This window comes from Janthinobacterium sp. SUN206 (assembly GCF_030587305.1).
Taxonomy (GTDB): Bacteria; Pseudomonadota; Gammaproteobacteria; order Burkholderiales; family Burkholderiaceae_D; genus Janthinobacterium; species Janthinobacterium kumbetense.
Genome location: NZ_JAPWIB010000001.1, coordinates 2308474 through 2333587 on the forward strand (window position 1 = coordinate 2308474; position 25114 = coordinate 2333587).

The following is a 25114-nucleotide window of genomic DNA, read 5'->3' on the forward strand; positions in this document are numbered from 1 at the left end:
GCCAAGGCAGCGGGGCTTGGGCCTGCTTTAAAAGCGGTACTCCAGCCCTGCCACATACGTCCTGCCCCGCGCCGTGCTCAGCGGCGTATTCTCCTGCGACTGCGACGGCATCGAGTTCAGGCGGTTCAGCGCTTCCGAGAAATCCTTGTTCATGGCGTTTTGCACGGACAGGCGCAGGAACAGGTTCTTGCTGACCTGGTAGCTCGCATACAGGTCGATCACGGCCGGGATCTTCGGATTGTCGGCCTTGAGCACTTCCCCCGTCGCTTCATCGGCGTCATTGTCCGGCGACAGGCGGCGGTTCGAGCCCGTGTGCTTGAGAATGGCGCCCACTTCCAGCTTGTTGTCCAGCAGGCGCGTGCCCACGTCGAGGTTGTAGTACACGCTGGGCAGTTCGCTGATGTCGGCCGCGCCAAACCAGGCGCTGGCGATCGACGTGGGCTGGCGCGTCGTTTCGCGCGTGTACGACAGGCGCGCATACGCCGGCCCCAGGTGATATTGCGCTTCCAGTTCCCAGCCGCGTGTATACACGGGCGTGGCCGAGTTGATGTAGATATACATATTGGTCACGTATTCATCCACATTCTGCCAGTCCTTGGCGATCACTTCCGCGATATTGCACTTGCGCCCGCTGTCGCACACGAGGAAAGACTGGCTGGTGATATAGCCGTCGATCTTGCTCTTGAAATACAGGGCCTTGAAATTCAGCGCATCGTTAGCACTCAGCAAGCCATGCAGGCTGGAATTGAAACCCAGCTGGTAGGTGCTGGCCCGCTCGCCCTTCAGGAAGGGGTTCATCGAGGCCCCGCCGTCATTCGAGAAAAACACTTCCTGCGGATTCGGCCCGCGCATGGTGCGCTCGGCGCTGGCAAACGGCTGGAACCACGGCGTCACTTGCGCGGAAACGAGCAGCGAGGGATTGATGCCATGCTCCTTCAACGCAATATTGCTTGCCCCTTGCGGGAAGCACTGCACGCGCAAGTCGCAGGCGGGCTTGTGGCCCGTCAAATCAAAGTGCGTGTAGTTGAGGCCCGCATTGACTTGAACAATGCCGCGGTTGTATTGCAGGCCCGCATACAGGCTGTTGATCTTTTGCACGCCCTCGGGGCCGAACGTATTGTTTTCGATCGATTGCTGGTTCGCATCCGGATTGTCCGGATCGTCGACCAGGCTTTCCACGTGCTTGCTGTATTTATTGCGCATCAGCTTGCCTCCGATGGTCACCAGCGCATCGCCGCCGGCCAGCCTGAAGCTGCTGGTGTTGTTGATGTCGACCGCGTCGGCGCGGTTGGCCGCATTCGTGTTGATGAAATTGGTCAGCGCCTCGGGCATGTATTTCTGGTTGCCGCGGCTGCTGCTGGCCACCACATTGAGGTCGATCAACTCGGAAAACGGCGTGTAGTGATATTTTACGTAGTAGTCATCGCTGTGGATGTCGCGGCGCGTAAACGTGCTGCGGTAATCGCGCGCCGACAGTTCCAGCGCATGGAAGTCGCTCAATTTGAGGTCCAGCTTGAGCAATTGCGACTTGGGCTTTTGCTTGTAATAGCGGTTGTAGCCGAAACCGAATTCCTCGCTGTTGACACCCTTCGCATTCTTGTAGTTGTTGCCGATCACGCTCGCACTGGTGGCGGCCATGAAGCCCACGCTGCCGCCATCGAAGGCGGGGTTTTTCATGGCCACGGCCAGCATGGCGCTGCGGCCCACGCCGTTATTACCGGTCCACATCTTCGTGCGCGCTCCTGTCTTTTCCCCGGCGAAGACGACGTCATCGACGCCGATGGTGCGGAAATTGGCGCTGCCGGCCAGCGCATTGACGCCGTCGCCGCCGACGACATTGCCACGCGACACATCCACGCCGATGATGAAATTCGGGTCGATCAGCGCGCCGAACTGGCTGCTGGGCACGCCGCCGTGCGACACGGACGACGGCGCGCTGCCATAGTAATTCTGGCTCACGCCATCGACCATCATGTTGACGCGCCCCAGGCCCGACAAGCCGCGGATGTTGACGCTGACGGCGCCCTGCGCCGGATCGATCTGGGTAAACGTGCCCGGCATGCTGCGCACGATCTGGTCGACGCTCTGCAAGCGCGTATCGGCCCCGCGCGCGCTGACGGCGCCCGGTTTTTCCAGCGCCTGCCGTTCCGCAGGCACCGTTTCACCCGATACATTCAGCGGCGAAAATTCCACCTTGCCACTGTCTTGCGCCTGTTGCGCCCATGCCTGCTGCGCGAGCAAGGCCATGCAGATGCCCACGGCCTGCGTCATTGTCTTGATATGCATACACCCTCGATTTGTTATGTTATTGAAAAATTTAAAATTCAGCTGGCGTCGAGCTTGAACGACACGGGCAAGGTCACCGTCACCGTGCCCTGGCGCAATACGTTGTCGGGCGGCGCCGGCAGCGGCTGCGCGCGCTGCAGCACTTGCAAGGCTTCGCGGTCGAGCAGCACCGTGCCCGACGACGTGACCAGTTCGCTGGCCAGCAATTTGCCGTCGCGGTCCACCTGGAAGCGCACCCAGGCGGCGCCAGCCCGCTTGCGCTGGCGCGCATCGCCCGGATAGCGCTTGAAGTGCGCCAGGTGGCCAAGCACCTGGCTTTGCCAGCTGGCCGGCGCCGCGCTGGTCGATGGCGTGTCGCTGTTGAACGGCGCCGCCTGCGGACCGCGCACGGCGGCCGGCGCCGGCGTGGCGCTGCTGCTGGCCTGCGCGGGCACGGACGCTTCCTTCGCGGCATCCTTGCCCGGCTCCGCCGACGGACTGGCCGCCGCCTTTTCCTCTTTTTCCGCCGCGACGATCTCCGGTGCGGCGGCGCGCGCCAGCACCGGCAGCGCCTCTTGCCTGGTTGCACTCTTTGGCGGCCGGGCGGCGCTGGACGCGGCCGACTGGCGCGCGCCCAGGGCGTGCGCCACCTGCGTCTCCGGCGACATCGCTTGCGCGGCAAACACCACCATCACGCTGGCCGCCGGATTGGCGGGCGCCACGGCGACGGGCTGCCAGCCGGCCCACAGCAGCAGCGCCAGCGCAGCGGCCACCACCAGCGACGTGGCAATACCCCAGCTCAATAGGGGGCGCAGCGCCAGCCCGGACTGCGGACTCACCCGCCCTCCCGACCGACCAGGCCCACTTTCAGATAACCGGCCTGGCGCAGGGCATCCATGACGCCCAGCACGTCTTCATACGCGGCTTGCTTGTCGGCCTGGAAAAACAGGGTGCGCTGGCGGTCGCCGCCCGTTTGCGCATCGAGCAGGCTGCCCAGCTGCTCGCGCGCCACGGGAGACTCGCCCAGGTACAGGCTGCGGTCCGCCTTCAGCGACACGAACAACGGTTTCTCGGGACGGGGTTCGGGCTTGGCCGTGGCGGCCGGCAAGTCGATTTTCAAGTCGACCGTGGCCAGCGGCGAGACGACCATGAAGATGATCAACAGCACCAGCATCACGTCGATGAAGGGCGTGACATTGATCTCGCTCAACTCCGGCATATCGGCCGTGTCGTCGTCCGGGGAGGGAAACAGGGAAGCCATGGCTCAGGCCTGCTGGCGCGTGTCGAGGTCGCGGCTCAGCATCAGCAGCACTTGCGCGGAAGCGGCGCGCAGCTGCGCCTTGTACTGGTTGATGCCACGGCTCAAGACGTTATAGATGACGACGGCGGGAATCGCCGCCACCAGGCCCAGGGCGGTGGCCAGCAAGGCTTCCGCGATGCCCGGCGCCACGGTGGCCAGGTTCGTGCTCTGGCTGACGGCGATGCCGATAAAACTGTTCATGATGCCCCACACGGTGCCGAACAGGCCGACGAACGGCGCCACGGCGCCTATGCTGGCCAGCAAGCCGATGCCTTGCGTCATGGCGCGCACCTGCTGCGCAATGAACTGTTCCTGGCGAAAGCCGGCCCGCTCCTTCAGTGCCGCCGCTGGCGCGCTGGCGTGCGACAGACTCAGTTCTTGCTGTACATCAGCGAGCAACTGTTGCGCCAGCGAAATGGCGCCTGCGCCCTCCACTTTGACGGCCGCGTCCGGCAAGGAGGTGGCCGTCTTCAGCATGGCGACGGCATGCGCCGCCTCGCGCCGGGCTTGCAGCAAACTGGCGCCCTTCACCAGCAAGACCACCCAGGTGGCCAGCGCGGCGACCAGCAAACCGATGAGCACGCTTTTGACGACCTGGTCGGCGGCGAAAAACATGCCCAGCGGCGACATGTCATGGGGTAAGGCGGACGCTTGCGCGGTGGCATGCAACAGGGAAAGAACGACACCGCAGCTGGCGGCTTTGATACGGAACAAGGGGATACGCATGAGAACTTTGACAGGTAACAGGCATGGCTGCGCCAACGGCGCGCACGCGCATGCAAAAAAATCGGACGAACTACCTGGCTGCCATGGGGGAGCTTGCTGGGGGAGAGTGCCGGGCAGAACGCCCGGCGGCGATACAAGAAATTACTTGGCGCTGGCGACGGCGGGCGCGACAACCGGCGTGAACCAGACGAAATCCGCCTGCGGCACCAGCACCGTGGCGCCCTGCTGTGCCAGGACCAGCACCAGCGGCGCCGGGCCGCCCGTCAAGTCCTGCACGTGCAGCGGCACGCCCAGGTCCTTGTGCGCATGGTAGGCGCCGGCGATCAGCACGGCCGGCGCGGGCGCGGCCAGCAGGCGCTCGGCCATGCGGCGGTCGCGCTGCTGTTGCACCGACAGCATGGCGGCCAGGCGCGGCTCGTCGATCTGGTTGTCATGCATGACGCGGATGATGTCTTTCAGCTTCTCATGCACCTTGCCGTCGTTGGCCAGGTTCGAATGCTTACCCTGCACGACTGGCTTGTCGATAAACAATTGCTTGATTTCGCTGCGGTCCAGGTTGGCCGACCAGACGGGATACGGCGCGCGCATCACGGTCATCACCAAGTCGCCATATTGCGCCCACTTCCAGCTGGGCTGCCAGGCCAGCAGCTCGGCCACGTGTTCGGGGCGCACGACGGGGTCCGTCTGCAGCCACGGCTTGACCTTGTCCACCTTGGCTTGCTGGTCCGGGTTCAGCATTTCCAGCAGCACGCTGCCTTGCGGACGCTGGCCCTGCAATTGCTGCAGCAGCCATTGCTCGATCTGGTGATGGCTGAGCTGGTCATGCTGCTCGCCGATGATCACGCGCGGCGCGACGGCCAGCTGGGCCAGCAATTGTTCGGCAGTCACGCGCTGACCGCTGCGCAGGTCGACGATTTCGCCCAGCTGGCGCACGTCTTGCGCGGCGGACGCTGCGGCGGCGGCGGCGCCGGTGGCAGCGTCAGTCGCTGGCGCCACGCTGCTGCAGGCGCTCAGCGCCAGCACGCAGGCGGGCAGGACTGCGGAGAAGGACAGGGGGAATTTCATGGCATGGCCTTTCGGGGTCTGAGCTGCGGGTCAAACTGTTGCAAAATAGGTATAGGCGGGCATTCTAATAGAAATGATTCTCATTTACAACCAAAGCGCGGCAAACCATGCAGGTTTTTTTACAACTGGCAAAAAATCAACAGGCTGCGCCGGTGAAATCCCCGGGCGCGGAGTAGAATAAAAAAAACGGAGGACTTGCGTGAATCAAACTGACCAGTTGGCGGTACTGAAAAAACCGCTGCCCGTATCCCTTGCTGCCGTACTTTCCCTGATCTTTGCCGACCGCTTTTCCATGACGCAAGCCATGCGCGCACACCATGGCCGCGACGAGTCGAGCTATCCCCCCATGCTGCCGGACGCCGTCATTTTCGCCCATTCCACCGAGGAAGTGGCGGCCGCCGTCAAACTGTGCAGCGCGCACGACGTGCCCGTCATCGCCTACGGCAGCGGCACTTCGCTGGAAGGCCACGTGCTGGCCCTGCATGGCGGCGTGACGATTGATCTGTCGCAAATGAACCAGATGGTAGCCGTGCATAGTGAAGACTTGACGGCCACCGTGCAGGCGGGCGTCACGCGCAAGCAACTGAACGAAGAGCTGCGCGACACGGGCCTGTTCTTCCCCATCGACCCGGGCGCCAATGCCTCGCTGGGCGGCATGGCGGCCACGCGCGCCTCGGGCACGAACGCCGTGCGCTACGGCACCATGCGCGAAAACGTGCTGGCCCTGACGGTGGTGACGGCCGATGGCCGCATCATCAAGACGGGAACCAGGGCAAAGAAATCGTCGGCCGGCTACGACCTGACGCGCCTGTTCGTCGGCAGCGAAGGCACGCTGGGCATCATCACGGAAGTGACGGTGAAACTGTATCCGCTGCCGGAAGCGATCTCGGCGGCCGTGTGCTCGTTCCCCGGCACGGGCGAGGCCGTCAGCGCCGTGATCCAGACCATCCAGATGGGTATTCCCGTGGCGCGGGTCGAGTTTCTCGATGAAAACGGCGTGAAAGCCATCAACGCCTACGACAAGATGGCCTTGCCGGAAAAACCCTTGCTGCTGTTTGAATTCCATGGCACGCCGGCCAGCGTGGCGGAGCAGGCGCAACTGGTGCAAGCCATCACGGCGGAACACGGCGCCAGCGATTTCGAATGGGCCAGCCGCCCCGAAGACCGCTCGCGCCTGTGGGCCGCGCGCCACAATGCATACTTTGCCCTGCTGCAGATGCGCCCCGGCAGCCGCGCCATTTCCACCGATTGCTGCGTACCCATTTCGCGCCTGGCCGAATGCATCCTCGCCACCCAGGCCGATTGCGAAGCGCAAGGCCTCGTCTACGCCATCATCGGCCACGTGGGCGACGGCAACTTCCACGTGCAGATGCTGGTCGACCCGGACGACCCAAACGACATCGCGCGCGCGGAAAAGGTCAACGGCGACATGGTCACGCGCGCCATCGGCATGGACGGCACGTGCACGGGAGAACACGGCGTGGGCATGCACAAGATGGCCTTTCTCGTGGAAGAACATGGCGAAGGCGCCATCGACACCATGCGCGCCCTGAAACACGCGCTGGACCCGAAGAACATCATGAATCCGGGCAAGATCGTGCGCTGGTAAATAAGCGCCATAAGCCTGCAAGCAAAAACTGGGGTCAGACCCGCCGGGTCTGACCCCGGCCCTTGCCGTTGGGTTATTTTTACAACTCCATGCGCATCGGCACGAAGGCGATGCCGCCCGTCTCCACCTTCGGCCCCGTGGCGACAAAGCCCAGGCTTTCGTACAGGGGCAAGGCATAGGCCGAGGAATTGACGGTAAACGCCGTGACATTCCCCCTGGCCAGCGACGCATCGCGGGCAGCCTGCCACAGGCGGCGCGCCATGCCGCGCCGGTGCAGCGCGCGCGGCACGAACATGTGGAACAGGTGCGTGTTGTCGCGCATGGCCACCACGCCGGCCAGCTCGCCATCGATGTGCGCCAGCTGGTAACGATAGTTGGGGAGAGACAGGTAACTTTCGATGGCCGGCTGGCGGCAATGTTCGATGAACTTTTCCGCCCCCGCGCCGTCCGGGTGCAGGGTCAAAAAAGGCATCAAGTCGTCGATCAGGGCGACGATGGCGGGCGCGTCGGCGACCAGGGCGGGGCGCAGTGTCGGTTCGGGCAAAGTAGTCATATGACAATCATGCCACCGCCTGGCCGACATTGACAAGCATCAACAGAAATCGCGGCTGCTGGTCCTCAAACGCCCCAGCAGATGCGACATATCGACCAGGCGCTTGGCCACCAGGTTGCGCACCAGCCCCTCGCGCTGCCACACGCCGTACACGCCCAGCAGCGGCGCGCTCAGCACTTCGCGGCGCTGGTTTTCCACCAGGTCGGGCCAGACGATGACGTTGACGGTGCCCGTCTCGTCTTCCAGGGTCATGAAGATGACGCCCTTGGCCGTGCCCGGACGCTGGCGCACGGTAACGATGCCGCAGGCGCGCGCCAGTTGGCCATCCGTGTAGCTGGCCAGCGCGGATGCCGGCAGGAAACGCTGCTCCAGCAATTGCCTGCGCAACAGCGCCAGCGGGTGGCGGCCCAGAGTCAGGCCTTGCGCGCGGTAGTCGCTGACGATGCTCTCGCCTTCCGTCGGCGCGGCCAGCACGGGCAAGTCTTCCTCTGGCGTGGTGACGCGCAGCAAATCCCTGTCGGGCACGGCGCCGGCCGCCTGCCACAGCGCCGCGCGCCGGTGCCCGGCCAGCGCGTGCAGCGCGTTGCCTGCCGCCAAGACCTGCAAGTCATGACGGTCCAGGCCGCCACGCCGCGCCAGGTCGGCCACATCGACAAAGGCGGCGATGGCGCGCGCATCCTCGATGCGCCGGGCCGCCTCGGCGCGCATGCCGAACAGGCTGTTCAAGCCCAGGCGCACGGCGGGCGCGGGGTCCTGCCCTGCTTCCAATGCCGCTTCCCAGCCGCTGACGGTCACGTCGACGGGCAGCACTGGCACGCCATGCCGGCGCGCATCCTGCACCAGTTGCGAGGGGCTGTAAAAACCCATGGGCTGGCTGTTGAGCAAGGCGCACAGAAAGGCGGCCGGTTCGTGGCATTTCAGCCAGGAACTGGCATACGTCAGCAGCGCGAAACTGGCCGCGTGCGACTCGGGAAAACCGTATTCGCCAAAGCCTTCGATCTGGCTGAAGATAGCCTCGGCAAACTCCTTGCCGTAACCATTCTCCACCATGGCATCGACGATGCGGTCATGGTAATTGTTCATGCCGCCCTTGCGTTTCCAGGCCGCCATGGCGCGCCGCAACTGGTCCGCTTCGCCAGGCGTGAAACCGGCCGCGATGATGGCCACCTGCATTACTTGCTCCTGGAAAATGGGAATGCCGAGGGTGCGCCCCAGCGCCTTTTCCAAGCCCTTGGGATAATCGACCGGCTCTTTCTGCTGGCGCCGCTGCAGATACGGATGCACCATGCCGCCCTGGATGGGGCCGGGGCGCACGAGCGCCACCTCGATGACGAGGTCGTAGAATGCACGGGGACGCAAACGGGGCAGCATGCTCATCTGCGCACGCGACTCGATCTGGAACACGCCGATGGTGTCGGCCTGGCACATCATGTCGTAGGTGGCAGGGTCTTCGGCAGGAATATCCTGCAGGCGGAGTGGCTCGCCGCGACGCGCACTCACCAGTTCCAGGGCGCGGCGCAGGGCCGACAGCATGCCCAGCGCCAGCACGTCGACCTTCATCAAACCCAGTTCTTCCAGGTCGTTCTTGTCCCACTCGATGACGCTGCGCTCGGCCATGGCCGCGTTTTCAATCGGCACCAGGCGCGACAACTTTCCTTGCGCAATCACAAAGCCGCCCGGATGCTGCGACAAATGGCGGGGAAAGCCCAGCAGCTGCTGCGCCAGGCCGGCCCACTGCTGCGACAATGCCGCTTCCGGGTCCAGCCCGCATTCGGCCAGGCGCTCCAGCAAATCGCGCTTGCCGTCGAACCAGCGGTGCGCCTTGGCCACTTTTTCCACGATGGCCAGGTCGATCCCCAGCGCCCGGCCGCTGTCGCGCAAGGCGCTTTTGGGCCGATAGCTGATCACCACGGCCGCCAGCGCGGCCCGCTCGCGCCCATATTTGCCGTAGATATATTGAATCACTTCTTCGCGCCGCTGGTGCTCGAAGTCGACGTCGATGTCGGGCGGCTCGTTGCGCTCGCGCGACATGAAACGCCCGACCAATGAATTGCCGCGCGCCGGGTCCACTTCCGTGATGTGCAGGCAATAGCAGACGGCCGAATTGGCGGCCGACCCCCTGCCCTGGCACAGGATGTCTTGCGAGCGGGCAAAGCGCACGATGTCGTACACGGTCAAAAAGTAGGCTTCATACGACAGCTCCGCGATCAGTTCCAGCTCCTGTTCGAGCTGCTCCTGCACGTTGGCCGGTATGCCCAGCGGAAAACGGATGCGCGCGCCCGCATACGTTTCTGCGCGCAGATACGTCGCCGGCGTGTGGCCGTGCGGCACCAGCTCGTCGGGATAGTCATAGCGCAAGCTGTCGAGAGAAAATTTGCACAGGTCCGCGATGCGCAGGGTTTCCGCCAGCGCCTGCGGCGGATACACATTGGCCAGGCGCAAGCGCGCGCGCAGATGCTGCTCCGCGTTTTGCGCCAGCGCATAGCCGCACTCGCCCACGGGCTTGCCCACGCGGATCGCGCACAGGGTGTCGAGCAGCGGCTTGCGCGAACGCACGTGCATGCACACATGGCCGACGGCCACCACGGACAAGCCCAGCGCCTGCGCGGCGTCCTGCACGGCGCCGCGGTGGGCGTCATCCTGTGCCCGCTGCAGCAGGTTCAAGCCTATCCAGCTGCGCTCGCCGCCAAAGGTGGATAGCATCCACGCCCCCTGCGCGCGCAGCGTCGCGGCCTGGGCCGGATAGCCAGGCAGCAAGATCATCAAACAGCCGGGCAAGCCCTGCAAATGGGCAAACTGCACCGACGGTGCGGCGAAATCGTCGGGCGTCAACAAATAGCGGCCCTTGGCCGCCCGCGTGCGCGCCATGGTGATCAGTTCCGACAAGTTGCCGTATCCGTCGGCATCGCGCACCAGCGCCAGCAGGGACGGCCCCGGGCTGCCGTCGGCCTGCGTCAAGTGAAAATGCGCGCCGATAATCAGGGGGAAACCAGCCCGCTTGGCCGTCGCATGGGCGCGCACGACACCCGCCAGCGAGCACTCGTCGGTAATGGCCAGCGCCCGGTAGGCAAGCTGGACAGAGCGCGCCACCAGCTCTTCCGCATGCGAAGCCCCATGCAGGAAGCTGAAATTACTCAGGCAGTACAACTCAGCATACTCGGGTAAGACTGCGCTCCCCATGATCTACCTCAATACTGTATATAAACACAGTATATTATACTCATCTGAAAACGGCCATCTCAGTTATGCTGAGGTTTTACCTTGCACAGTGCCCGCCATGATCGTCCACTCATTAAAATGTTTCGGCGCCGCCCCCGGTGGCGGCAATGCGGCGCTGGTCGTGGAAAACGACCACGCCAGCGAAACGCAGCGCCAGTCCTTTGCCTGCGAACGCCAGGTCAGCGCCTGCGTCTTCCTCGACCGCCAGGCGGACGGCGGCATTGTGCTCGACTATTTTTATCCGCACACGCGCAGTCCCCTGTGCCTGCACGCCACCCTGGCGGCCGCGCATGTGCTGCTGGCGGCGCCCGGCGCGCCGGCGGCGCTGACGGTGACGACCGCCATGCACGGGCAAGCCCTGCAGCTGGTGCGCCGCGCGGAGGGATTGTTCATCGGCCTGGCACCGCAGCCGGCGCCTGCCGTCCTGGTGGAAAAGTATGTGCCGTCCGAGCTGATGGGCCAGCACATGCACTTGCTGTCGCCGCCCGTGGTCGCGTCCGTCGGCAGCCCGAAGCTGCTGCTGGAAGTGGCCGACCGCACCACCCTGCGCGCGCTGCGGCCGAACCTGGAATTGATCGCCGACTGGAGCGCCTTGCACAAGGTCAACGGCTGCTATGCGTATTGCCGCACGGGCGAACACGAGTACGAGGGACGCAACTTCAACCACCTCGACCCGGCGCTGGAAGACAGCGCCACGGGCGTGGCGGCGGGCGCGCTGGCAGCACACTTGCAGCAGTCGTTGCGCCTGCACCAGGGCCACGTGACGCAGCAGCCCTGTCTGATCGAAGTGCAATACAGCACGCAAGCGATCTGGGTGGGCGGCATGCTGCAACGCAGCACCTGAATGGGGCATGCCGCACCAGCACAAGGCAAGCCAGGCAGTGGCCAAAAGATAATCAACCAGGAAACAACAGTTACAGCAAATTTGTAATAACAAAACAAAGTATCGCTGGTGAATGCCGAAAAGATGGCACTAGAATCAAGTCACGAATCTTGCTCATCAGCCACTTGGAGATACTGCGTGCCGACCCTCACCACCTTGCGTCAAGCCATCCTCATCAGCCTGTACGGCAGCGCCGCCCTGGCCGTTTTCAGTCCTGCCGCCATGGCCCAGAACACGGAAGCGGCCGCCACGGAAGGCCCCGTGCAAACGGTCAGCGTGGTCGGCTCGCGCCGGGTCGCCAGTTCCGCCACGGATACCATGGTGCCGGTCGATATCATTCCCATTTCCAAGGTGGCCGAGCAAGGCGGCCAGTTTGATCTGGCGCAATCGCTGCAATACATCTCGCCCTCGTTCAACTCCACGCGCCAGACGGGCGCCGACGGGGCCGACCTGATCGATTCAGCCGCCCTGCGCGGCCTCGGTTCCGACCAGACCCTCGTGCTGGTGAACGGCAAGCGGCGCCACACGACGGCGCTCGTCAACCTGTTCGGCGCGCGCAACCGCGGCAACACGGGCACGGACATGAATGCGATTCCCTTGCTGGCGATCAAGAACGTGCAAGTGCTGCGCGACGGCGCCGCCGCCCAGTACGGCTCGGACGCCATTGCCGGCGTGATCGACATCGAACTGAAGAAAAGCCTGGGCTGCGAAGCCGTGGCCGGCTACAGCCAGTATTCCGCAGGCGACGGCAAGAATTACATGACCTCCGCCTATTGCGGCATCGCGCTGGGCGACAAGGGCACCCTGGCCATCACGGGAGAATACCTGGACCGCGGCCGCTCGAACCGGGCCGACGCGGACAGCATGCGCATCATCGGCGACACCAAATCCAAAAACAAGACCCTGTACGTGAATGGCGACTACGCCACCAGCCCCACGGGCAAGCTGTACTTCACGGCCGGCGCGCAAACGCGCGACGCGTCCAGCGCCGCGTTCGGCCGGGGCGGCATCGGCAGCGACGACATTCCATCGCGCAATTCGGCCGCCATGTATCCGGACGGTTTCGTGCCTTTCATCAATGGCAAGATCGACGACCAGTACGCCACCATCGGCCACCGCAGCCAGATCGGCGAATGGCATGCTGATTTTTCGCAAACCTATGGCTACAACAAGATGCGCTACGACATCAGCAACACGCTGAATGCCTCGATCGCCAACCTCGACCTGATGAACGGCGGCAAGGGCGTCAGCCCCAGCCGTTTTGATGCGGGCGGCTTTTCGTTCCAGCAGCTGACCAGCAACGCCGACTTCAGCCGCTACTACGACACGGTGATGCGCGGCATGAACGTGGCCTTCGGCGCCGAATACCGCAGCGAGGAATACAAGATCATGGCCGGCGAACCGGGCTCCTACAACGACGCCGACGGCGTGGGCGTGGGCGGCAATGCGGGCAGCCAGGGCTTTCCCGGCTTCCAGCCCGGCGACGCCACCAAGGCCAAGCGCCACAGCATCGCCGCGTATGGCGACGTGGAACTGGACTGGACGGAACGCCTGAAAACCCAGGCGGCCCTGCGCTATGAGAAATTCAGCGATTTCGGCTCCACCGTGACGGGCAAGCTGGCCGCCAGCTATAAAGTGGCACCCAACGTGCTGCTGCGCGGTTCGGCCAGCACGGGTTTCCGCGCGCCATCGTTACAGCAAGTGTATTTCTCGTCCACCTTCACCGACTTCATCGGCGGCGTGCCCACGGACGTGGTGCTGGCGCCGAATGGCGGCGCCGTCGCCAACGCGGCCGGCATTCCGAAGTTGAAAGAGGAAAAATCCACCAGTTTTACCTTCGGCACCACCTGGACGCCGACGCAAGCCATTTCCGTGACGGCCGACTTGTACAACATCAAGATCAAGGACCGCATCGTGCTGTCGGGCCGTTTCAATGCCGACAACTACCCGGACCTGGCCGCGCGCCTGGCCCTGCTGGGCGTGGGCGAGGCGCAATTCTTCGTCAATTCCATCGACACGCGCACGCGCGGGCTGGACCTGACGGCGTCGCACAAGGGAGAATTGGCCGGCAACCGCCTGAACACCTTCCTGGCCTTGAATTTGAGCAAAACGGAAGTGACGAAGGTCAAGACGCCCGCCTCGCTGACGGGCTTTGAAGACGTGCTGCTGTCCGAGCGCGAACGCCTGTTCATCGAACAGGGCGGCCCGCGCGCGAAAGCCACCCTGGGCTTCGACTACATCACGGGCAAGCTGGAATCGGACTTGCGCATCATTTATTTTGGCCCGCAAACCCTGGGCACCTTCAGCGGCACGGCCGAAGGCGTGCCGAATGCCCGTTACGCGGCCAAGACGTCCGCCGACCTGAGCTTCACTTACAGCATCAGCAAGAACACCAAGCTGACCTTTGGCGGCAACAACATCTTCAACGTCAAGCCCACCACGCAAAACGCGGACGAGACGGACAACGGTTTCAAATACGACAGCGTGCAGTTCGGCCTGAACGGCGCCTCGTACTTCGGGCGGCTGTGGGTGAAGTTCTGATCACCGCGTCCGCATAAAAACAGCGGCTGCGCCAGCATGGGCAGCCGCTGTTTTTTAGTTAAGCCGAACAGTTCAGCATCCACTGCACCCCGAACTGGTCCGTCAATTTACCGTAATAATCGCCCCATACCTGGATGGCGAGCGGTGTCGTCACCACGCCTTGATACGCCAGCTTGTCAAAAAGCTGTTTCGTTAACTGCCTGTCATGCATTTGCAAAATATGTGCGGACCCTCGCATGGGCTCGGCATCGTCATTATCAGAAGCAAAAAACAACACGCCTGGTCCTTCAAATCGGGCATGCATGATTTTCCCGCGCATGGCTTCATGACGGAGCGGCATGCCATCCACGCCAAAGCGCAAGACATCGCTTATCTTGCCCAGCCCGCATTGCGTGTAGAACGCCAAGGCTTGTTCGCAAGTGGTAGTAAAGAAAAGATAATTGGATAATTGCATCAGCTCATCCTTGCATCAGGTTAGGCAAAGCGAAAGTGACGGAGCGGTCACCGGCAGGAGATTCAGATGCGATCAACCGTCCAGCAGTGGCTGCAGGCAGCCCCCATGGAGGATAGCCAATTATCCATCCGAAAAACTCATGCATTGTCACGAAAACACCGGTGACCGCCGATGGACGCTGCCCCCCCCCACACACGGATATCGCGTCAACGCCCCTGCTGCTCCAGTTTTCGCACAAAGTCACTTTTCCGGCCATCCCACAGGCATTTCCGGCATCTGCCTGCCTCGAACACGTGCTCACACCGTGGCAAGCCATAGATGACCGAGGCGCATTCCGGGCACAGGCTGGCCATGCCTTCGGCGTCATCACGGTATCGGCTGCCGCATTCGTCACAGGTTTTCACAGCTCATACACTCCCATACTCCAGTACCGGCTGCCTTGCCTGTTGCGGGCAAGCCAACCCAAGGCCTGCAACTCCTTGCCGATCAATCGATTCATGATGCCATGCCCGACCAGCAGCACGGGCCCCCTGGCGGCGAGCGCAACCAGCCGCTCGGCGGCGGCCCTGGCGCGCCGCCGGGTTATCTGCAACGAGTCCGATCCGCGCGCATAACCGAACAACCAGAGCAGGCGAAAAATCGCTGCCCAGGCTTCAGCCGGCAGCCAAGGGGCCTTCCAGAGCGCAAAGGGCAACCCTGCTTCAGAGAACATCGCCTCTTGCATGAATGGCAAGTCACCCAATGCCCTGGCCGATGAGCATGCCCTCGGTGCCGTGCTGGCCACGATGGTCGACGCGGAAAGCGCTGCCGCAGCGCACTGCGCAGGGATGCCACCTTCTTTGATGATCGATTGATTGTAGAGATTAATCCACTGTCCCATTTGCAGCGGCGCTATCCAGCGCCCTTTGGCGAGTCGGGGCTCGCCGTGTCTCATTAATGTTATTCGCATGTCCAGTCAGATCGCCTCGCACATTTATCCGTCCGCTTCATGGGGGAGCTTGCCCCTTGCCTGCCCTGCCGGCCTGGTCTTGCGGCTCCCCGCCAGCACGGCCGCCGCGAACAATCTTTGCCCTGCGGCGGAAAGCACGGATAATAGCGGCTAACTCATAAGCACAGTATTGGATTACCTCATGGAAATTAAAGTCAACTTTCTCGACAAGCTGCGTCTCGAAGCCAAGTTCGACGATTTTACGGTCATCGCCGACCAGCCCATCCGCTATAAAGGCGATGGTTCGGCGCCCGGCCCGTTCGATTACTTTTTGGCATCATCGGCACTGTGCGCGGCCTACTTCGTGAAGTTGTATTGCGATACGCGCAATATTTCCACTGAAAATATCCGCCTGTCGCAAAACAATATCGTCGATCCTGAAAACCGCTACCAGCAGATTTTCAAGATCCAGGTCGAGTTGCCGGCCGATATCTCGGACAAGGACCGCCAGGGCATCCTGCGCTCGATCGACCGTTGCACGGTAAAAAAAGTGGTGCAGGCGGGGCCGGAGTTCGTCATTGAAGAAGTGGAGAACCTGGACGCCGATGCCCAGGCCTTGCTGGCCCTGAATCCCGCCCCTGGCGCGAGCACCTATATCGTCGGCAAGGACTTGCCGCTGGAACAGACGATCGCCAATATGTCCAGCCTGCTGGCGGGCCTGGGCATCAAGATTGAAATCGCTTCATGGCGCAACATCATTCCCAACGTGTGGTCGCTGCACATCCGCGATGCGCATTCGCCCATGTGTTTCACCAACGGCAAGGGTGCGACCAAGGAAAGCGCGCTGGCGTCGGCCCTGGGCGAGTATATCGAACGCCTCAGCAACAACCATTTCTACGCCGGCTCGTTCTGGGGCGAAGACATCGCCAACGCGGATTTTGTCCATTACCCGAACGAGCGCTGGTTCAAGCCGGGCCGCAAGGATGCGCTGCCGAAAGAGATTCTCGACGCCTACTGCCGCGACATCTACGATGCCGATGGCGAGCTGCGCGGCTCGCACCTGATCGACACCAACTCCGGCAACGCGGAGCGCGGCATCTGCTCGCTGCCGTATGTGCGCCAGTCCGATGGCGAGACCGTGTACTTCCCATCGAACCTGATTGAAAACTTGTACGTCAGCAATGGCATGAGCGCCGGCAACACTCTCGTCGAAGCGCAGGTGCAATGCTTGTCGGAAATTTTCGAACGGGCCGTCAAGCGCGAAATCATCGAAGGCGAGATCGCCCTGCCCGACGTGCCGCAGGAAGTGCTGGCGAAATATCCGGGCATCCTGGCCGGCATCGCCGGCCTGGAAGAACAGGGTTTCCCCGTGCTGGTGAAAGATGCGTCGCTGGGCGGCGTGTATCCGGTGATGTGCGTCACCCTGATGAACCCGCGCACGGGCGGCGTGTTTGCCTCGTTCGGCGCGCACCCGAGCCTGGAAGTGGCGCTCGAGCGCAGCCTGACGGAATTGCTGCAGGGCCGCAGCTTCGAAGGCCTCAACGACTTGCCGCAACCGACGTTTGCCAGCGAAGCCGTCACCGAGCCGAACAATTTCGTCGAGCACTTCATCGATTCCAGCGGCATCGTCTCGTGGCGCTTCTTCAGCGCCAAGGCCGATTACGATTTTGTCGAGTGGGATTTTTCCGGCCACGGCGAAAACTCGAATGCCGAGGAAGCGGCAACCCTGTTCGGCATCCTCGCCGGCATGGGCAAGGAAGTCTACACGGCCGAGTACGACCAGCTGGGCGCCACCGCCTGCCGCATCCTCGTGCCCGGTTATTCCGAGGTATATCCGGTCGAGGATTTGATCTGGGACAATACCAACAAGGCGCTGCTGTTCCGCGCCGACATCCTGAACCTGCACCGCCTGGACGATGCCAGCCTGGAAGACTTGCTCGACCGCCTGGAAAACAGCGAGCTCGACGAGTACGGCGACATCGCCACCCTGATCGGCATCGAGTTTGACGAAAACACGGTGTGGGGCCAGCTGACGACGCTGGAATTAAAACTGCTGATACAGCTCGTCCTGCAGCAATTCGAGGAAGCGAAAGAGCTGGTGGAAACCTTCTTGCAGTACAACGACAACACGCTCGAGCGCAAACTGTTCTATCAAGCCTTGAACGTGGTGCTGGAAGTGGAACTCGATGACGAGCTGGAGCTGGACGATTACGTCGTCAATTTCCGCCGCATGTTTGGCGACGCCCGTATGGATGCGGTGCTGGGCTCGGTGGACGGCAGCGTGCGTTTCTTCGGCCTGACCCCGACCAGCATGCAACTGGAAGGCCTCGACCGGCACCAGCGCCTGATCGACAGCTTCAAGAAATTGCACGCGGCGCGCGCCAAGGCAGCCACAGCCAGCTAAGGCGACGGGCCAGCGCCCATGCGCAGGAGTAACGCCTGGAACGCCTGTCAAAACCTACTGCGCGTCGGTTTGGCCAGGCGTTGCGGGTCCGGACACAGGTTCGCCCGGACGCGATACCTGTGCCCGGGCGCGGCAGTTGCCGGATGACCGCCTGGTACGCGCTGGATGCGCTGCAACATGCCGCGCAAATACGTATCGCCTATGTTTGCCGCATGAGCACGCTGTCCATGCGCTTCAAGCTGAAAGTTCCTGAGTGAATAGTCTGAATTGAGCTAGCGCAAAGCCTTCCTTGTTTCAGACGAAATAGCCTGCCGCGCACCGGAATCCGGCGTATCGTCATCGCTGTTGCCATCACCACGACATGCCAAAAACGGAGGGCAACCTGCATCGGGGGGGATCTCATGGCTACGCTATCGCGCGCAACCGCCGGCTGGCTGGTGCTGGCAGGCATATTATTCCATGGTACGGCGGCCACGACCGGCTGCCCCGACTGTCAATACGAAGCATGCGCGCCACTTGTCGGATGTGTCTGCCTTCCTAAAAGTGGCTGCATTCTCCCTCCCACCATCGATCCCGGCAAGGTGACTGAGCGTGGCAAGACAGATCCCATCGGCACCATTCTGAATCCGCTTGCCCCGCTCAATCCCACCGGTATCCCGACGACAGGCGACATCATCGAATTTGTCGTAAAAAATCCCGACACGGCAATACAGTTGATACAGAATCCAGGCCAGATTCCCTACACGCCGGTGGCAGCGGCGATGGTATCGGCACGCAACGCCGTCGTCACCAGCGGCAATGCCAACAGCATGGCCCCAGAAATCAAGGCTTTCCTGCTGCGCTGGCATACCCCCGACCTGCTCGATTCCGTCCGCTGGACCAGCGAGTGGAGCGCTTTGCAAAACACGCTGCAGGCGGCGCAAATGCAATTTAACAGCAACACGCGCGCGATTACGGTCTTGAATGCCGTCATTTTTCGCAGCGATGACGATGCGCGCGATCCGGCACTATGGGCGCATGAAATGCTGCATGTCCAACAATACAAGAATTGGGGCGTAACGGGCTTTGCCAAGCAATGGGTGGATAACTCGTCCAATGGCGGTCCTGTCGAAGCACCCGCCTATGCCCGGGAAAACGAGGCCAGACTGCTGCTGTCGTCGCATGCCGGCAACCGCGCGTTGGGTGTCTCTGCATTTTACCCGCCCATACCGCAGAAACTGCCGTCAGGATGGATGCTGACAAGCTGCCAATGTTGGGGGTCGGTGAGTCCAGCAGCACAGACCGGCGCGCCCGTCTGCCAATCCGGCATCGCCATTCCCCGCGCCTGCGGACCTGCCGGCATCTGCGGCGACGGTGGCGCTCCCTGGCAAACCAGTTGTCTGTGATACCCAGCTCAAGGCCACCGGCAAGCCAGCGGCGCGGCATCATGCGCGCAATCAGCCGGCCAGCGCCGCGATCTCCTTCTGCATGTTTTCAATGGCCCGTTCGTTGTATTGGTTGGCAAAGTATGCATCGCCGAACAGCTGGCCCGCCTGCGCCTTGGCGCACAGATGCTGCAGCGCCAGGCCCCGCTGCTCGTTGAAGCGCACGGGATCCACGTGCGCGTATTCGCGGCCGATGGCTTGCGTGTAGGCTTGGTACACCTCGTCATCCTGGCCCAGGATGGCTAGGTCGGCGCTGAGCATGGCGTCTTTCAGCGGATGGCTGATGCCCGGACCCTGGAAATGATCGGTGACGCGTATCAATTGCGCCACATCAAGGTTGTCGCCCGCATCGAGGCCGCTGGCCAGCCACAGCTGGGCGCTCGCCTCTTCGCTCGAATACAGGGCGTCGTCGTCGTGGCTGTAGACGGCGTCGTGGAACCAGAACGCTTTCTTGACCAGCGCGCTGTCGCGCTTGGGCGCATAGGTATTGTCGGCCCACACGCGGATTTCGGACAGGCCGTGCACCAGGTGGTCGAGGTTGTGATAGTGGCGGTCCGCGCCGCCATACGCCTGCGGCCCCGTCAGGTGGGCGAACCAGTGATCCGCCAGCGCGATGTCGGCATCGGACGCGGTGGCGTAGTTCCACAGCGCTTCCCACTCCTTGCGCAGGCAGTCGAGTATCCACGCCTGGTAGGCCGGGCCGGGGACGAATTTCTTCATGGTCCAGTTCCAGCCGACGGGGCCTTCCAGCGCCTTGACGAAGCTGGAGCTGACGGAGCCGAGGTCGCGCGGCGGCATGACGAAAATGGTCTTGGCGCCCTGCAGCACGTCCACATTCGTTTGCTGGATCAGGTTTTCATAGTCGAAATCGGCCGTCGTGCGGATGCCGCGGATCAGGTAGTCGCAGCCATGCTTTTTCGCCGCGCGCGCCGTGTAGTCGCCCTTGACGATGACCACCTGCACATTGTCCCAGCCGCACTCGCGCGCGCTCTGTTCGATGATGCGCTTGCGGTCTTCGGCGGGAAATTGCGGCTTCTTGGCGGGGTTTTGCGACAGGAACACGATCACCTCGTCGGCGAGCGAACGCGCTTCGCCGATCACCCACATATGGCCGTTGGTGATGGGGTCGAGGGTTCCTGAAAATCCGATCTTCTGCATGCTGCGCTCCGTGGTCTGGTTCTGCTTGTTTCGCAGACAATATAGGGCCACGGCGCGCGCGTCAATGCAACATGCCAAAGATCATGGTCAAAATGCTCTTTTCGCGGCTTGCGGGAATTCCACGCGCACGCACAGGCCGCCCAGGCGCTCGGATTTATCCAGCACCAGGCGCGCGCCATGGCGTTCGGCGATGGCCTTGATGATGGCCAGCCCCAGGCCGCTGCCGTTGGCGTCCGTGCCGGGCACGCGGTAGAAGCGGCTGAAGACGCGCTCGCGCTCTTCGGGCGGGATGCCGGGGCCGCTGTCTTCCACGGATAACGTCACGCCGACGGGGCTGGCGCGCAGGTCGATGTCGACCGTGCCGCCCTGCGGCGTGTACTTGATGGCGTTGTCGACCAGGTTGCGCAGCATGATGTTGAGCGCATCGGCCTGCCCCGCCACCTTGGCCGGATCCATGTGATGCAGGCCCAGGTCGATCTTGCGCGCCTGCGCGATGCCGGCCATGTCACCCAGCGCGCGCTTGACGACATCGTTCAAGTCCACCGCCTGCAGCTGGTCGCCGCTGGCAGCGCTCGCTTCCTGGCGCGCCAGCACCAGCAGCTGCTCGACCAGGCGCGTGGCCCGCTCGATGCCGGCGCTCACGCGGGAAATCGCCAGGCTGCGTTTTTCTTCCGATTCGGCCCGTTCCAGGCTCAATACCTGCAGTTTCAGGGCCGCCAGCGGCGTGCGCAATTCATGCGCGGCGTCGGCAACGAAATGCTGCTGCGCGTCGAACGCCGTCTTGACGCGCCCGAACAGCAGGTTCAGTTCATGCACGAGGGGGCGCACTTCGTCGGGCAAGCCCGCTTCCGAGACGGGAGACAGATCGTCCGCCTGGCGCGCCGCCACCTGCTTGCGCACGCGCGAGACGGGCGCCAGCGAACCGCTGACGACCCACCAGACGACCAGCATCAAAATAGGCGCCATCAGCGCGATGGGCCCCACCGTGCGCAGGGCCAGGCTGCCGGCCATGCGCTTGCGCACGGCCATGTCCTGGGCGATCTGCACGGTCTGGGAACTGGTTTGCACGGAAAAGATGCGGTACGTCGTGCCGTTGGCTTTCACGTTGGAAAAGCCCAGCACGGCGCGCTGCGGCAATTCCGCGCGCGTGATCGAGCGGAACACCTGCACGCCGTCCGGCGTCCACACCTGCACCACCATGTCGTTGTTGACGGGGTCGGCCGGCAACGCTTGCGCATGGTTGGCCAGCGGCGCGCCGGAGCGCAGCGACAGGGCCATCTGCTGCATGTGGTAGTCGAAGATCTGGTCGGCGTCGTACAGGGCGCTGCGGTAGGCGATCGAGGCTTGCGCCAGGGCCGCCATGATGATGGCCGCCAGCAAAAACCACAGCAGGCGGCCGCGCAGCGAATGCGTCACCGTGACCTTCATCCTCATGCCTTGGGCACCATGTAGCCGAGGCCGCGCACGTTCTGGATCAGGTCGCTGCCCAGTTTCTTGCGCAAGCCATGGATATACACTTCCACGGCATTGCTGTTGACTTCATCTTTCCAGCTGTACAGCTTTTCTTCCAGTTGCGCACGCGACAGCACGATGCCGGGACGGGCGATCAAGGCTTCCAGCACGGCCCATTCGCGCGCCGACAGGTTGACCGGGTGGCCCTCGGCGATCACTTCGCGCGTCAGCGGATTGATGGAGACGCCCTGGTGTTCGAAGATCGGTTCCGGCCGCCCCGAGGCGCGCCGCAGCAGGGCGCGTATGCGCGCCAGCAATTCATCGAGGTCATACGGCTTCAAGACGTAATCGTCGGCGCCCGCGTCGAGACCCGCGATGCGCTGCTCGATGGCGTCGCGCGCCGTAGCGACCAGCACTGGCGTGTCGAGCTTGCGCAAGCGCATCGAGCGCAGCACGTCGAGGCCATCCTTGCGGGGCAAGCCCAGGTCCAGCAGCACCAGGTCGTAGGTTTGCGTTTGCAGGGCCGTATCGGCCATGTCGCCATCCTTGACCCAATCCACCGCGTAGTGCTCGGCGCGCAGCAAATCGAGCACCACCTCGCCGATCATCGTATCGTCTTCTACCAGCAATAAGCGCATGCCCTACTCCTTCATCTTGACTGTTTTATCGACCTTGCATCCTGCGCCAGATCAACCGAGGCGCACGGGAATGAAGATCTTATCGGGGCCGCGCTGTATCAGCAAGGCCACCGACTTGGCGGATTTTTCCACCACGTCGCGCACCTGCTCGACCGTGTTGACGGGACGGCCATTCACCGACAATAGCACGTCGCCCGGCTGCACTCCGGCATTCGCGGCGGCGCCGCCCGCGTCTTCCACCAGCAGGCCGGCGCTGATGCCCGCCTCGCGTTTTTCATCCGATTGTAACGGACGCAGGGCCAGGCCCAGCTTTACCTTGCCGGCGGCGCTGTCGCTCTTCGCCACTTCGGCCACCTTGTCGGCCGCATTGCCCAGGGTTGCCGTCAGGCTGACGATCTTGCCGTCACGCCAGACATCCATGTTGATCTTGTCGCCTGGCAAGGACGTACCCACCAGCGCCGGCAAGTCGGCCGAGCCGATGATGCGCTGGCCATTCACCTTGCGCACCACGTCGCCCGATTTCAGGCCTGCCTTGTCGGCCGGGCTGCCCCGCTCCACGTTGGCGACCAGCGCGCCTTCCGGCGTGGCCAGCTTGAACGAGTCGGCAAAGCCCTGATTCACTTCCTGCACCGTCACGCCCAGCTTGGCGTGGCTGGCCTTGCCCGTTGCAACGATCTGGTCCTTGATGCGGCCGGCCAGGTCGATGGGGATGGCGAACGACAAGCCCTGGAAGCCGCCCGTCTGGCTGTATATCTGCGAATTGATGCCGACCACTTCGCCGCGTGTGTTGAACAGGGGACCGCCCGAGTTGCCGGGGTTCACCGCCACGTCCGTCTGGATGAACGGCACATTGCTGTCGTCCGGCAAGGAACGGCCCTTGGCGCTGACGACGCCAGCCGTTACCGTGCTGTCGAAGCCATAAGGAGAACCGATGGCCAGTACCCATTCGCCCACTTTCAGGTCGCTGGAATGGCCGAGCGGCACGATGGGCAGGTTGTTGGCGTCGATCTTCAGCACGGCGATGTCCGTCTTCGGATCCGTGCCCAGCACCTTGGCGCGGAATTCGCGGCGGTCGTTCAGCTTGACGGTCACTTCGCGCGCATCGCGCACCACGTGGGCATTCGTCATGATGATGCCGTCCGGACTGACGATGAAGCCGGAGCCGAGGCCGTGCGTGGGCACGTCGCGGCCACCGCGCTGCCCGCCTTGCGGGCCCTGGAAGCGGCGGAAGAATTCGAGGAAGGGGTCGTTGCCGAAGTCGTCATTGCCGGCCTGGGCCGATGGGTCGTAGGCCACCTTGGTGCTGCCCGTGACGCTGATATTGACGACGGCCGGGCTGTTGCGCGCGGCGATCTGGCTAAAGTCGGGCAAGGCCACCAGCGGCGCGCTTGCTGCAGGCGCGACTGCCGCGGCCACGGGTGCGGCGGGCGTGCCTGCGGTGGCATTCGCGCCGGCATTGTTCTGATGCATCACCATGGCGCCACCGGCGCCCAGCACACCGATCGCGGCCAGCGCGGCTACGGTGCGTTTGATTTTCAGCGATGCGGTATTCGTTTGCTGTTCCATGAATTGCTCCTCATTCAATGAGATTTTGATGTATGCAATAGTGGGCCACGAGTCTTAGGCGGTGCTTAACATTTTTCCATTTGGAAACAGGCATTTGCGCCTTTAAGCGGGGTTTAATCTTGCGTGGCATGGGCAACCAATGGAAGCCCTGAATGCGGCCCGAACGGGCTCCGGACGTGACACTGGCCGGATCGACCGGCCAGTATTCTACTGCATGGGGAAGCGCTGTTCCCTCCCGCCGATGCCGGCGCGTGGCGCCGGGATCAGCTCAGCTCAGCTCAGGCTGCCTGGCGCTGTTCCAGCGCGCTGACGGTGGCGCCAGTGGTGGTGCCGATCTCGATCTTGCGCGGCTTCAGCGCTTCCGGCACTTCGCGCACCAGGTCGATGGTCAGCATGCCGTTTTCAAACGTGGCGCCCGTGACCTTCACGTGGTTGGCCAGTTGGAAACGCTGTTCGAAATCGCGGGCAGCGATGCCGCGGTGCAAGAACGTGCGCTCGACGCCATCTTTCTGCTTGCGGCCCGTGACGTGCAGGGAGTCGCGTTCCGTGATGATGTCGATCTCTTCGCGCGAGAAGCCGGCCAATGCCATCACGATGCGGTACTTGTCTTCCGATACGAGTTCGATGTTGTAGGGCGGGTAGCTGGGCTGCGCATCGGCGCGCTGTTCGTTGAGCAATTGCGCCAGGCGGTCGAAGCCGATGGCGGAACGGTACAGGGGAGCAAGGTCAAAAGTACGCATGATAAATATCCTTTTCATTAAAGCGATAAGAGGGGCGGACCTCACCATGAGCATCCGCCTGTTACCGATATACGGCCTGCCAACGCCCTTTCAAGGCCTTGAAATTGGCGAAAAACGCCCCAGACGGCAAAGAATTTGTAAGAAATTTTTACATGCCCCATCCAGGGATGGGTTGCATGACACCCCTCA

The 25114-nt window shown here is 62.9% G+C and carries 19 protein-coding genes; 5 read left to right on the plus strand and 14 right to left on the minus strand.

Going from position 1 to position 25114, the window contains the following annotated elements:
- Positions 1-27: 27 nt before the first annotated feature.
- The 5 genes from O3300_RS10395 to O3300_RS10415 all read right to left on the minus strand — a co-directional run bounded on the left by O3300_RS10395 (position 28) and on the right by O3300_RS10415 (position 5356).
- A complete protein-coding gene (locus tag O3300_RS10395) occupies positions 28-2286 on the minus strand; it encodes a TonB-dependent receptor domain-containing protein (protein ID WP_305052866.1) in 2259 nt (752 codons plus the stop codon).
- 38 nt (positions 2287-2324) lie between these two features.
- On the minus strand, positions 2325-3104 hold the full coding sequence (locus O3300_RS10400; RefSeq protein ID WP_305052867.1) for an energy transducer TonB: 780 nt from the start codon (positions 3102-3104) through the stop codon (positions 2325-2327).
- Positions 3101-3526, minus strand: coding sequence for a TonB system transport protein ExbD (gene exbD / locus O3300_RS10405; protein WP_305052868.1), 426 nt, complete (start codon positions 3524-3526; stop codon positions 3101-3103). The genes O3300_RS10400 and exbD overlap by 4 nt, the downstream gene beginning before the upstream one ends.
- A gap of 3 nt (positions 3527-3529) precedes the next feature.
- Positions 3530-4279 carry a tonB-system energizer ExbB gene (gene exbB, locus O3300_RS10410; RefSeq protein ID WP_289916742.1) on the minus strand — a complete coding sequence of 250 codons (750 nt, stop codon included), beginning with the start codon at positions 4277-4279 and terminating at the stop codon, positions 3530-3532.
- 153 nt (positions 4280-4432) lie between these two features.
- On the minus strand, positions 4433-5356 hold the full coding sequence (locus O3300_RS10415; RefSeq protein ID WP_305052869.1) for a ChaN family lipoprotein: 924 nt from the start codon (positions 5354-5356) through the stop codon (positions 4433-4435).
- Positions 5357-5555: 199 nt separating this feature from the next.
- On the opposite strand from O3300_RS10415, the gene O3300_RS10420 reads away from it, so the two are divergent.
- Entirely contained in the window at positions 5556-6965 is a 1410-nt protein-coding gene (locus O3300_RS10420) for an FAD-binding oxidoreductase (RefSeq protein ID WP_369812271.1), read from the plus strand.
- 79 nt (positions 6966-7044) lie between these two features.
- Here O3300_RS10420 and O3300_RS10425 read toward each other — a convergent pair whose 3' ends face one another.
- Together O3300_RS10425 and O3300_RS10430 are read right to left on the minus strand one after the other, a co-directional pair.
- Positions 7045-7518 (minus strand): GNAT family N-acetyltransferase, encoded by a 474-nt coding sequence (locus O3300_RS10425; RefSeq protein WP_305052870.1) that lies wholly within the window; start codon positions 7516-7518, stop codon positions 7045-7047.
- 39 nt (positions 7519-7557) lie between these two features.
- Positions 7558-10698, minus strand: a complete 3141-nt coding sequence (locus O3300_RS10430) for an error-prone DNA polymerase (protein ID WP_305052871.1) — start codon at positions 10696-10698, stop codon at positions 7558-7560.
- A 97-nt stretch (positions 10699-10795) separates the two neighbouring features.
- Between O3300_RS10430 and O3300_RS10435 the strand changes: the two genes are divergently transcribed.
- A complete protein-coding gene (locus O3300_RS10435; protein WP_305052872.1) occupies positions 10796-11581 on the plus strand; it encodes a PhzF family phenazine biosynthesis protein in 786 nt (261 codons plus the stop codon).
- A 177-nt stretch (positions 11582-11758) separates the two neighbouring features.
- Positions 11759-14161, plus strand: coding sequence for a TonB-dependent siderophore receptor (locus O3300_RS10440; protein ID WP_289898609.1), 2403 nt, complete (start codon positions 11759-11761; stop codon positions 14159-14161).
- 58 nt (positions 14162-14219) lie between these two features.
- Here the strand turns inward: O3300_RS10440 and O3300_RS10445 are convergent, their stop codons facing one another.
- Together O3300_RS10445 and O3300_RS10450 are read right to left on the minus strand one after the other, a co-directional pair.
- The gene (locus O3300_RS10445; RefSeq protein WP_251350369.1) at positions 14220-14615 is read right to left on the minus strand and encodes a VOC family protein; all 396 of its coding nucleotides are present in this window, start codon (positions 14613-14615) and stop codon (positions 14220-14222) included.
- A 400-nt stretch (positions 14616-15015) separates the two neighbouring features.
- Complete coding sequence (locus O3300_RS10450; protein WP_251350368.1) at positions 15016-15549, minus strand: histidine phosphatase family protein; 534 nt, start codon at positions 15547-15549, stop codon at positions 15016-15018.
- A 196-nt stretch (positions 15550-15745) separates the two neighbouring features.
- Between O3300_RS10450 and O3300_RS10455 the strand changes: the two genes are divergently transcribed.
- Entirely contained in the window at positions 15746-17947 is a 2202-nt protein-coding gene (locus O3300_RS10455) for an OsmC domain/YcaO domain-containing protein (RefSeq protein WP_251350367.1), read from the plus strand.
- Positions 17948-18348: 401 nt separating this feature from the next.
- Positions 18349-19332 carry a DUF4157 domain-containing protein gene (locus O3300_RS10460; protein ID WP_305052873.1) on the plus strand — a complete coding sequence of 328 codons (984 nt, stop codon included), beginning with the start codon at positions 18349-18351 and terminating at the stop codon, positions 19330-19332.
- A gap of 51 nt (positions 19333-19383) precedes the next feature.
- Here O3300_RS10460 and coaD read toward each other — a convergent pair whose 3' ends face one another.
- From coaD to O3300_RS10485, 5 genes are all read right to left on the minus strand, one after another.
- Positions 19384-20529 (minus strand): pantetheine-phosphate adenylyltransferase, encoded by a 1146-nt coding sequence (gene coaD / locus O3300_RS10465; protein ID WP_305052874.1) that lies wholly within the window; start codon positions 20527-20529, stop codon positions 19384-19386.
- An 87-nt stretch (positions 20530-20616) separates the two neighbouring features.
- A complete protein-coding gene (locus tag O3300_RS10470; protein WP_289911481.1) occupies positions 20617-21957 on the minus strand; it encodes an ATP-binding protein in 1341 nt (446 codons plus the stop codon).
- Between the two features lie 2 nt (positions 21958-21959).
- On the minus strand, positions 21960-22619 hold the full coding sequence (locus O3300_RS10475) for a response regulator transcription factor (RefSeq protein ID WP_034783312.1): 660 nt from the start codon (positions 22617-22619) through the stop codon (positions 21960-21962).
- 51 nt (positions 22620-22670) lie between these two features.
- On the minus strand, positions 22671-24185 hold the full coding sequence (locus O3300_RS10480) for a Do family serine endopeptidase (protein WP_251350364.1): 1515 nt from the start codon (positions 24183-24185) through the stop codon (positions 22671-22673).
- Between the two features lie 278 nt (positions 24186-24463).
- Positions 24464-24925, minus strand: coding sequence for an Hsp20 family protein (locus tag O3300_RS10485; protein WP_099666924.1), 462 nt, complete (start codon positions 24923-24925; stop codon positions 24464-24466).
- Positions 24926-25114: the final 189 nt, after the last annotated feature.